The sequence below is a fragment of the Chromobacterium aquaticum genome (genome assembly GCF_021129195.1).
Taxonomy (GTDB): domain Bacteria; phylum Pseudomonadota; class Gammaproteobacteria; order Burkholderiales; family Chromobacteriaceae; genus Chromobacterium; species Chromobacterium aquaticum.
This window is the reverse complement of sequence record NZ_JAJOHW010000131.1, coordinates 1-10,210: the sequence shown is the minus strand read 5'-3', so window position 1 is coordinate 10,210 and position 10,210 is coordinate 1. Positions and strand designations below refer to the sequence as shown.

Here is a 10,210-nt window from a genome sequence, read left to right as displayed (position 1 = left end):
CCAGCAGCAGGCCGCCCAGCAGGAACAGGCCGAGCAGCAGCAGCGCGCGCAGTTGCACGCCCAGGTTGCGGTAGTCGGGCAGGTTGGAGGGCGGCGGTGGCGGCATGAGGGCGCGGGGGGAAATAGGATAGCCGCATCATAGCAAGGAAAACCCGCACTGGCCGAAGGCGCTCGCCGCTGGCATAGTAGGGGATTCCCGGCGGCGCCGCGCGCCCCCGGAGTTTCGCCAAGTTTTTCGTCCGCAGCCATCGTAGAAAGCATTGCCATGCAAGATCAACACGCCTGGTCCGGCCGTTTCTCGGAGCCGGTATCCGAACTCGTCAAGAAATACACCGCCTCGGTGGATTTCGACCGACGATTGGCCGAATTCGACATCGAGGGCTCGCTGGCCCACGCCGCCATGTTGCAGCGCGCCGGCGTGCTGTCCGCCGAAGACCTGGCTGCGATCCGACGAGGCATGGCTGAGGTGTTGGACGATATCCGCGCCGGCCGCTTCGAGTGGAGCGTGGATCTGGAAGACGTGCACATGAACGTGGAGCGCCGGCTCACCGACAAGATCGGCGACGCCGGCAAGCGCCTGCACACCGGCCGCAGCCGCAACGACCAGGTGGCCACCGACATCCGCCTGTGGCTGCGCGCGCAGATCGACGCCATCGTCGGCCTGATCGGCGAGCTGCAGCACAGCCTGCTGGACCTGGCGGAGCAGCACGCCGAAACCGTGCTGCCCGGCTTCACCCATTTGCAGGTGGCGCAGCCGGTGACCTTCGGCCATCACATGCTGGCCTATGTGGAAATGCTGGCGCGCGACGCCGAGCGCATGAGCGACTGTCGCAAGCGCGTCAACCGCCTGCCCTTGGGCGCGGCGGCGCTGGCCGGTACCACTTTCCCGATCGACCGCCATTACACCGCCCAGCTGCTGGGCTTCGACGATGTCTGCCACAACTCGCTGGACGCGGTGTCCGACCGCGACTTCGCGATTGAATTCACCGCCGCCGCCAGCCTGGTGATGGTGCATCTGTCGCGGCTGTCCGAGGAGCTGATCCTGTGGATGAGCCCGCGCGTCGGCTTCATCGACATCGCCGACCGCTTCTGCACCGGCAGCTCCATCATGCCGCAGAAGAAGAACCCGGACGTGCCGGAGCTGGTGCGCGGCAAGTCCGGCCGCGTGGTCGGCCATCTGATCGCGCTGGTGACGCTGATGAAGGCGCAGCCGCTGGCCTACAACAAGGACAACCAGGAGGACAAGGAGCCGCTGTTCGACACCGCGGACACCTTGATCGACACCCTGCGCATCTACGCCGACATGATGCGCGGCGTCACCGTCAAGCCGGAGGCGATGCGCGCGGCGGTGCTGCAAGGCTTCGCCACCGCCACCGATCTGGCCGACTACCTGGTGAAAAAGGGCGTGCCCTTCCGCGACAGCCACGAGGTGGTGGCGCTGACGGTGCGCCACGCCGAGCAGCAGGGCGTGGACATCGCCGATCTGCCGCTGGCCAAGCTGCGCGAGTTCTCGCCCTTGATCGAGGACGATGTGTTCGCGGTGCTGAGCCCGGAAGGCAGCCTGGCGCAGCGCGACCACGTGGGCGGCACCGCGCCGCGCCAGGTGCGCTTGCAGATCGAGCGCCACCGCCAGCGCCTGCGGGCCGAATAAGAGCGGCTAACCAAGCCCCTGATGCGGCGTTGCGCCGACTTGCCGTGCTCGTGGTACATGAGCATTTTGAGCTGGTTTTTAACGCGGTATCGCTGAAGCGCAGCAGACATTGAACAGGTGCTAAGCGCCGGTCTAGCCTGATCACGACAGGGCCGCGCGCCGCCGGTTTCGGCGGTGCGCGGCCCTTTGTTCTTTTCCGGCGGCCCGGCCTAGCGCGATGGCATGGCCGATTGCGGCAATTTATATCAATATCTAGTCAATCAAAGACATTTTATTAAATAAATCTTTCTAATTAGCTTTTCCGACTCGGACTAAACCGTTATCTTTAGCGCCTGACTTCGAGGGCTTCGCACGACAGCGGCGCCGCGCGCCGCGCGGCGGGTGTTCGAACCTCCTCCGGGGCGGCGCGGCAAGACCCGGCCGCCCCTCATCCTGACAGCCCCCGCCTTTTCATGATTTCTTCGCCAGCGTCAGCCATGACGCGGATGGTCGCGCGTGGTCATGGCCCAGGCGCAAGGCTGTCCCTTGTCATTCCGTCACGCCGGGGAACAACGTGTTTAGTCGCCATCGCTTCCGTCACCTGATCAGCCGAGGCAATCAATTCCGCGGCAGCCTCAATGCCGCGGAATGGGCCTTGGTGCTGCTGGTGGCCCTGTTGCCGGCGGCGATAGGCCTGCCCCTGACCTGGAACCGCTACCAGTTGGACGTGCAGGCGCAATTGCAAAGCGCCGCGGCGCGCGCGGTGCGTTCGGTGGACCAGGTGTTCGGCCAGGTGGACCGCTCATTGGACGAGGCCGCGCCGCTGGCCGGGCAGCCTTGCCGGCAGGCGCGTGCCCGGCTGGTGTCGCTGGCGGCCTTCGATCCCTATATTCGCTCGCTGGGTTTGCTGGACGGCCGCCGCCTGTATTGCACCTCGGTGCTGGGCGCGCAGGACACGGTGCTGCCGTTCACGCCGTCGGCGCCGCGGCAGCTGATCTACCGCCAGGGTTCCGGGCCGCTGTATCCCAAGCGCCCCTTCCTGATGCGCACCTTGCTGACCGGGCAGGGCCAGGGCGTCGTCGCCAGCGTGGAGCTGGCTTATTTCAGTCCGCTGCTGCCGGGACAGGCCGACGACGGCCGCAGCGGCTCGCTGCTGGTGTTGAACGGCCAGCAGGCGGTGCTGTCGACCCAGGCGGGCGTCGCCGGCGTGCCCGCCGACGCGGCGCTGCGGGTGATGGCGGCGTCGAAGCGCTATCCGCTGGCGGTGCAAAGCTGGGTGGACGCCGATTACCTGTGGAGCGGCGCGTCGGCGCGCCTGCTGCGCGCCTTGCTGCTGTTGCTGCCGGTGGGCGTGGTCGGCGCGGCCTTGCTGCTGGGCTATCTGCGCAAGCGCGGCTCGGTCAGCGGCGAAATCCAGCTGGCGCTGCGCAATCAGGAGTTCCTGCCTTACTACCAGCCGGTGTTCGACGCCTGCGGCCGCCGTTGCATGGGAGTGGAGGTGCTGCTGCGCTGGCAGCATCCGCGCCAGGGCCTGGCGCCGCCGGACTTGTTCATCCCGGTGGCGGAGGCCTCCGGCATGATCATCCAGATCACCCGCTACCTGATGCGGCGGGTGGCCGCCGACATGGCCGCGCTGTCCCTGCCCGAGCGCTTCTTCGTGGCGCTCAATCTATCGCCCAGCCATCTGCAGCACGCGCAGCTGGTGGATGACTGCCGGACGTTTTTGCAACACTTCGCGGACGCGCCGCCGCGGTTGGTGCTGGAAGTGACCGAGCGCGAGCCTATCCGGGTGACGCCGCAAAGCCAGCAGGTGATGGCCGCGCTGCGGCGGATGCGGGTGCAGATCGCCATCGACGATTTTGGCACCGGCCACAGCAGCCTGGCCGAGCTCAACCGCATCCATGCCGATCACCTGAAGATAGACCGGGTGTTCGTGGCGGCGATAGGCAGCGATTCCATCGCCAACCGCATCCTGGAGATGATCATCGACCTGGCCAAGCAACTGCGCATCACCATGGTGGCCGAGGGCGTGGAAACCGAGCAGCAGCGCGCCTATCTGCAGCAGAGCGGCGTGCATTATCTGCAAGGTTATCTGTTGGCGCGGCCGATGCCGCTGGAGCAACTGCGCGATTTCCTGGCGCGGCTGAAGGAGCCGCAAGAGGAGGGACAGGCGGCTGGTTGAGTAAAAAATACGCAATAAACGAACACTATTGGCCGATATCAAGCTGGAATAGTGGTTCTGTTTGCCGCTGACCCGCAAAATATGTTACTAAAGTGACGTGATTTTCGATTCCGAATAGTTATGAGCCGCTCACCCCGTCACGACAAGATTCTGCAGCTGGTCCGCGAAAACGGCTTCATGCCGATCGAAGAGTTGGCCAGGCTGCTCGATGTCACCCCGCAAACCATCCGCCGCGATATCAATCAGCTGTGCGAAGCCAATCTGTTGCGCCGTTACCACGGCGGCGCCGCGCTGGGCAGCAGCGTGGAGAACGAGGATTATTTCGCGCGCAAAGGAAAATTCCAGAGCGAAAAGGCGCATATCGCCGACATGATCGCCAGCAGCATCCCCGATCATGCCTCGCTGTTCATGAGCATAGGCACCACCATAGAGGCGGTGGCCCAGGCGCTGACCAGCACGCACAAGGGTTTGCGGGTGATCACCAACAACATCCACGTTGCTTCCATCATGTCCACCAACCCGGATTTCACGGTGATGATCACCTCCGGCACGGTGCGCGCGTCCGATGGCGGCATCACCGGCGTGGCCACGCTGGACTTCATCAATCAGTTCAAGGTGGACTACGCCATCATCGGCGTGTCCGGCATCGAGCCGGACGGCTCGCTGCTGGACTTCGACTACCGCGAAGTGCGGGTGGCGCAGGCGATGATGTCCAATGCCCGTCACCGCTACCTGGCGGCGGACCACAGCAAGTTTGGCCGCAACGCCTTGGTGCGCATGGGCCATATCAGTGAATTCCACACCGTGTTCACCGACTCGCTGCCGCCGGAGCCGGTGACCAAGCTGCTGGAAGAGCAGGGCGTGCGCCTGGTGCTGACCGAGGCCTGAGAAGCTTTTCAAAGCCTGCCGCGCTTCAGCGATACGGCGTTGAAACCGAGCTCAAAATGCTCATGTACCACATGTACATTCCGCTTTTTCGCTCGTTTTCGCCTTGTCTCGCCCTTGCTCGCGAGACTTTGAACAGGTTCTTAGGCGATACGGCGTTAACAGGTTTTGAGAACGCGGATCGTAAACAGGCATCCTGGATGCGGGGCTAAGCGCCGCGGCCGAAAAAAAGCCCGGAACCTCTCGGTGGTCCGGGCTTTTTCGCGTCCGGGCCGGACTCAGCCCGGCATGGTTTCCACCCGGTTGCGGCCGTTGGCCTTGGCCAGGTAGAGCATTTCGTCGGCCTGCTGCACCAGCTCGGTGCTGGAGCCGGCGCTGGCCAGCGAGCTGATGCCCACGCTGAAGGTCTGGCGGAAATCGCCGTCCGGCGCGCGCTGCTGGATCTGGCTGAAATCCTGGCGCAGCTGATCCATCAGCTCCAGCGCCTGCTGCTGGCTGGTGCCCGGCAGCACGATGGCGAATTCCTCGCCGCCGTAGCGGCCCACCAGGTCGCTGCTGCGCAGCCGCTCCTTGAGGAAGCGCGCCAGATTGATCAGCAGCTCATCGCCGGCCGGGTGGCCGTGGCTGTCGTTGATGGCCTTGAAGAAATCCAGGTCCAGCATCGCCAGCGACAGCGCGCGCTGTTCGCGGCGCGCGCGCTGGATGCTGTATTCCAGCTGGCCGTGCAGATGGGAGTGGTTGAGCAGGCCGGTCAGGCTGTCGTTGATGATGTAGGAGCGCAGCTTGCGATAGCGGCGCGCGCGGTTGATCACGGTGACGATCAGTTCTTCCGGCGCCACAGGCTTGGTCAGGAAGCCGTCTATGCCCAGGGTCAGCGCGTCCAGTTGCACCGCCTGGCGTTTCTCCACCGACAGGAACACCACCGGGATGCCGTCCAGCAGCCGCTGCTGGCGGATCACCTTGGCCAGTTCCATGCCGCTGCACTGCGGCATGTACATATCCATCAGGATCAGGTCCGGGCGGAATTGCTCTATCATTTCCAGCACCCGCTCCGGCTGGGTTTCCTCGCGCGTTTCCACGCCCTGGGCGTTGAGCACGCTGGAGTAGAGCCCGGCCAGCGATTCCATGTCCTCCACGATCAGCACGCGCAGCGGCTCGCGTTTCTCGCCCAGATCGCCGAAGCTCAATTGATCTATCAGCTGATGCGCCTGCAGCGGCCAGTCCAGCAGGCTGCCGGCGCCGGCGCGCACCGCCGCCAGCCGCGCCTGGAAATCGTGCAGCGGCGAGGTCAGGATCAGCGGGCAGATGCTGCTGATGGTGGGCGCCAGCAGCAGGATGGGGTCGTTGGCGGCGAATTCGGTGAAGGCCACCACCGCTTCCGGCGCCTTGTCCTGCAGCGCCTGGGCCAGCTTGGCCGCCTGCTGGATCACCTTGGCGTGGATGCCGTAGCAGGACAGCTGCTGGATCAGCGGCGTGGCGTCCACGTCTTGCGGCAGCCACAGATAGAGGGTGACCAGGCCGCCGCCCAGCAGATTGTCGTAGTCGATTTCCGGCAGGCCGTCCTTGCGTTCCATCATGCCCAGCTGGCTGACCAGGCCCAGGTGATGGCGCAGGCGGTTGTAGCGCTCGTTTTCCGACGGCTGGCTCTGCGGCTGTTGGATCCAGCCTTGCAGCAGCCGCGACAGGGTCTGGATTTCCCCGGTGATTTCGTTCAGATCCTGCTCGCGCACCAGATCTTCCAGCCGCAGGATCAATGACAGCAGGTGGGCGGCCAGCGGCCGCTCCCAGCGCGTGACCAGCATGTGGCCGATGCGATCGATTTCCTGTGCCAGGTGCACACGTTGTTTGAAAGCCTGATGTTGCGACATGATCGAGTATTCCCCGGTGGACCCGGTCGTCCAATATTCAAGTTCTGAAGCCGCGCCTGAGGCGCGCTGTTATAATTCGCCGTTGGATTGCAACGGCCTGGCAAAAATTTTTAATGAACGTTTTTTACGAAGAGAGCGGCGGCTTTAAGGTCGGCAGCATCGTTTCGCGCAATGACGCTAGTCTGCAAGTGGATACCCAGCATGGCAAGCGCGCCAAGATCAAGGCGGCGAATGTTTTCCTGGAGTTTAGCTCCGCATTGGGCGATTTTCTGCCCATGGTAGAGCAACTTGCCGCGGATATTGACCTGGATTTCCTGTGGGAATGCTGCCCGGACGATGAGTTCGGCTATGAGGCGCTGGCTGCCGATTACTGGGGCCACGCGCCGTCGGCGGCGGAGTCCGCCGCCATTGTGTCGCGGCTGTATGGCGCGCCGATGTACTTCTACAAGAAGGGCAAGGGCCGCTACAAGAAGGCGCCGGAAGAGGCGTTGAAGGCGGCGCTGGCCGGGCTGGAGCGCAAGAAGCGCGAGCAGGAGCAGATCGAACAGTGGGTGGTCGAGCTGAAAGCCGGCCAGCTGCCGGAGGCGATCCGCAGCCAGTTGATGACATTGTTGTGGAAACCCGACAAGAACACGCTGGAGTTCAAGGCCTTCGATCAGGCCGCGCGCGAACTCAACCTGCCGCCGCTGCGGCTGGCGGACAAGGCCGGCGGCATTTCCTCGGTGCCGGACTACCTGATGGCCGGCTTCATGCTGGAGTTCTTCCCCAAGGGCCGCGGCTTCGGCAAGTACGAGCTGCCGGCGTTGCCGGAAGATCTGCCGCTGTCGCCGGTGCGCGCTTTCTCCATCGACGACGCCAACACCACCGAGATCGACGATGCCTTGTCGGTGCAGGACTTGCCCAACGGCAACAAGCGCGTCGGCATCCACATCGCCGCGCCCTCGCTGGGCATCGGGCTGGATTCGCCGCTGGAAAAGCTGCTGCTGTCGCGCCTGTCCACCGTCTACTTCCCCGGCGACAAGATCACCATGTTGCCGGACGACCTGGTGGAGATGTTCACGCTGAAGGAAGGCCACGACTGCCCGGCGCTCAGCCTCTACGTGGAGGTGACGCCGGAGTTCGAGCCGGTGGCCTACGAGAACCGCATCGAGAAGGTGCATATCGCCGCCAACCTGCGCCATGGCGCGCTGGAGCAGTTCTTCAATGAAGCAACGCTGGCCTGCGATCCTGGCGTGGACTATCCGTTCAAGCAGGAGCTGATCTGGTTCTGGCAGTTCGCCGAAGCGCTGGAGAAGCGCCGCGGCAAGTACGATCCGACGCGGCCGGTGCAGATGGATTACAACTTCGACGTGGTCGACGGCAAGGTGCTGATCACCTTGCGCAAGCGCGGCGCGCCGATGGACAAGCTGGTGTCCGAGTTGATGATCCTGGCCAATAGCGAGTGGGGCCGGATGCTGGCCGAGGCCGACATTCCCGGCATGTACCGCGCGCAGAGCATGGGCAAGGTGAGGATGACCACGCGGCCGGAGCCGCACACCGGCCTGGGCGTCGCCCAGTACGCGTGGGCGACATCGCCGCTGCGCCGCGCCACCGACTTCATCAACCAGCGTCAGCTGATGTCGATGATCCGTGGCGAGAAGCCGCAGTTCGAGCAGGGCGACGCGATGTTGTTCGCCATCCTGCGCGACTTCGACACCACTTACTCCGCCTACCTGGGCTTCCAGGACCGGATGGAGCATTTCTGGTGCCTGCGCTGGTTCAGTCAGGAAGGCATCAGCGCGCCCACCGCCACCTTCATCAAGGAGGACCTGGTGCGCATCGACGGCCTGCCGATGCGGGTGCGCATCCCGGGCCTGCCGGAGCTGGCGCGCGGCGATCGCATCCAGCTGTCGGTGATCCGCATCGATGAGTTGATGCAGGAGATCGAGCTGCGCTGCGTGGGTGTGCTCGGCCATGTCGACGCCGCCGAGGACGAGGCGTCCGAAGCAGAGCCGGAGACGGGCGAGGCGGACGGCCAGGCCGGTTGAGTCTGCCCTGCGAGAGGTGTGAAAAGGCGGCTTGGGCCGCCTTTTTTGCGTCCGGCCGGAGGAGGCTTAGAGCCTGTTCAAAATCTCGCGAGCAAGAGCGAGACAAGGCGTTGCGGCTAAGAAAGCGGAGTGTACATACGGTACATGAGCATTTCGAAGCGGCACTCGCCGTATCGCCGAAGCGCAGCAGACTTTGAACAAGTTCTCAGAACATCTCGTCCAGCGCGGTGCACGCCTCGCGCAACTCCGGCAGCGCCGCGGCCAGGTCCTCGCGTTTCAGGCCGGCGCGCTCCATCACATTGGCCGGCAGCGTCGCCAGCATGTCTTCCTCGCTCATCGCGTGGCTGAAGCCGGAAATCATGAAGGAGGCCAGGCCGATCAGCAGCGCGTACGGCGACACTTCCTCGTTCAGCAGATCATGCTGGTTGAAGATGGCTTCCTGGATTTCGTCCGGGAAACTCCAGCGCCGCGCCAGTTCGGCGCCCACCTCGGTCAGGTCCATGCCCAGCAGCATGCGCTCGGTGGCCACCCGATCGGCGCCGCCGGCGACGATCTTGTCGATTTGCAGCGCCTGTTCCGGCACCGCCACATAGAGCACCAGTTCGCCGATATTGGACAGCAGGCCGCAGGTATAGCCCAGCTGCGGGTCCAGCCGGGCCAGCTTGGCCAGCCGCTTGGCGGCGTTGGCCATCGCGAAGCTGCGCTGCCAGAACGCCTTCATGTCGAAGCCCTGGATGCCCAGCGTGGCACCGGTCACGCCGGAGGCGATCACCAGCACCCTGAGGTTGTCGAAGCCGAGCAGGACGATGGCGTCGTCCAGCGAGCCCACGCGGCGGCTGCCGCCGAAGCGCGCGGTATTGGCCAGCCGCAGCACGCGCGCGGTCAGCACTTGGTCATGTCCCACCTTGTCGGTAATGTCGTCTATGTTCACGTCGGTGCGGTGAAAGCTGGCCACCAGTTCCTGGACCACTTTGGGCACCATGGGCAGCTTGCCCGACGCTTTTTCAAATATTTCCGCCACTTGCATAGGGGTCTCCAATAGGTGAGCCGTCGCCGGCGCGGGCGTGGGCCGGCAGGCGATGAAGTCCTGCTTCTTGAGCTTAGGCAATTGGCGGGGGAAAGGAAGGACAAAACCGGACAGGGGCGGGCCGGCGGCGGGCGGCCCACCAAAAAAAACAGGGCCGGGAGGCCCTGTAAAGAAGCAACGTCGTTTAATTCCTATGCAGTTGGCTGGCTTCCAGCGCCAACTGGGTGATGCGGTCCCAGTCGCGGTTGGCGATGGCGTCGTCCGGGGTCAGCCAGCTGCCGCCCACGGCCAGCACATTGGGCAGCGCCAGGTATTCCGGCGCTTTCTTGATGTCGATGCCGCCGGTGGGGCAGAAGCGCAGATCGGAGAACGGGCTGGCCAGCGATTTGAGCAGCTTGACGCCGCCCACGGCCTCGGCCGGGAATAGCTTCTGGATGGTGAAGCCCTCGTCCTGGGCGCGCATCGCCTCGGACGGGGTGGCGATGCCGGGAATCAGCGTCAGATTGGCGGCGCGGGCGGCAGCGCCCAGCTCCGGGGTGAAGCCGGGGCTGACGCCGAATTGCGCGCCGGCGTCGATGGCGGCTTCCACGT

At 64.5% G+C, this 10,210-nt stretch carries 7 protein-coding genes; 4 read left to right on the top strand and 3 right to left on the bottom strand.

The features are described 5' to 3' along the window. Nucleotides 1-265 precede the first annotated feature (265 nt). The 3 genes from argH to LQT98_RS18890 all read left to right on the top strand — a co-directional run bounded on the left by argH (nucleotide 266) and on the right by LQT98_RS18890 (nucleotide 4,700). Nucleotides 266-1,651 carry an argininosuccinate lyase gene (gene argH, locus LQT98_RS18900; protein WP_231464300.1) on the top strand — a complete coding sequence of 462 codons (1,386 nt, stop codon included), beginning with the start codon at nucleotides 266-268 and terminating at the stop codon, nucleotides 1,649-1,651. Nucleotides 1,652-2,204: 553 nt separating this feature from the next. Then, nucleotides 2,205-3,812 (top strand): EAL domain-containing protein, encoded by a 1,608-nt coding sequence (locus tag LQT98_RS18895; RefSeq protein ID WP_231464298.1) that lies wholly within the window; start codon nucleotides 2,205-2,207, stop codon nucleotides 3,810-3,812. A gap of 120 nt (nucleotides 3,813-3,932) precedes the next feature. Then, the gene (locus tag LQT98_RS18890; RefSeq protein ID WP_043639141.1) at nucleotides 3,933-4,700 is read left to right on the top strand and encodes a DeoR/GlpR family DNA-binding transcription regulator; all 768 of its coding nucleotides are present in this window, start codon (nucleotides 3,933-3,935) and stop codon (nucleotides 4,698-4,700) included. Nucleotides 4,701-4,975: 275 nt separating this feature from the next. Here the strand turns inward: LQT98_RS18890 and LQT98_RS18885 are convergent, their stop codons facing one another. Next, nucleotides 4,976-6,565 (bottom strand): diguanylate cyclase, encoded by a 1,590-nt coding sequence (locus tag LQT98_RS18885; RefSeq protein ID WP_231464296.1) that lies wholly within the window; start codon nucleotides 6,563-6,565, stop codon nucleotides 4,976-4,978. A 113-nt stretch (nucleotides 6,566-6,678) separates the two neighbouring features. Here LQT98_RS18885 and LQT98_RS18880 point away from each other — a divergent pair, with 113 nt between their 5' ends. Then, the gene (locus tag LQT98_RS18880; RefSeq protein WP_048408064.1) at nucleotides 6,679-8,592 is read left to right on the top strand and encodes a ribonuclease catalytic domain-containing protein; all 1,914 of its coding nucleotides are present in this window, start codon (nucleotides 6,679-6,681) and stop codon (nucleotides 8,590-8,592) included. A gap of 205 nt (nucleotides 8,593-8,797) precedes the next feature. On the opposite strand, the gene LQT98_RS18875 is transcribed toward LQT98_RS18880, so the two are convergent. Beyond that, nucleotides 8,798-9,619 (bottom strand): HDOD domain-containing protein, encoded by an 822-nt coding sequence (locus LQT98_RS18875; RefSeq protein ID WP_048408065.1) that lies wholly within the window; start codon nucleotides 9,617-9,619, stop codon nucleotides 8,798-8,800. A 184-nt stretch (nucleotides 9,620-9,803) separates the two neighbouring features. After that, nucleotides 9,804-10,210 (bottom strand): bifunctional 4-hydroxy-2-oxoglutarate aldolase/2-dehydro-3-deoxy-phosphogluconate aldolase (gene eda / locus LQT98_RS18870; protein ID WP_231464294.1); only part of this gene is annotated, 407 nt, incomplete at its 5' end.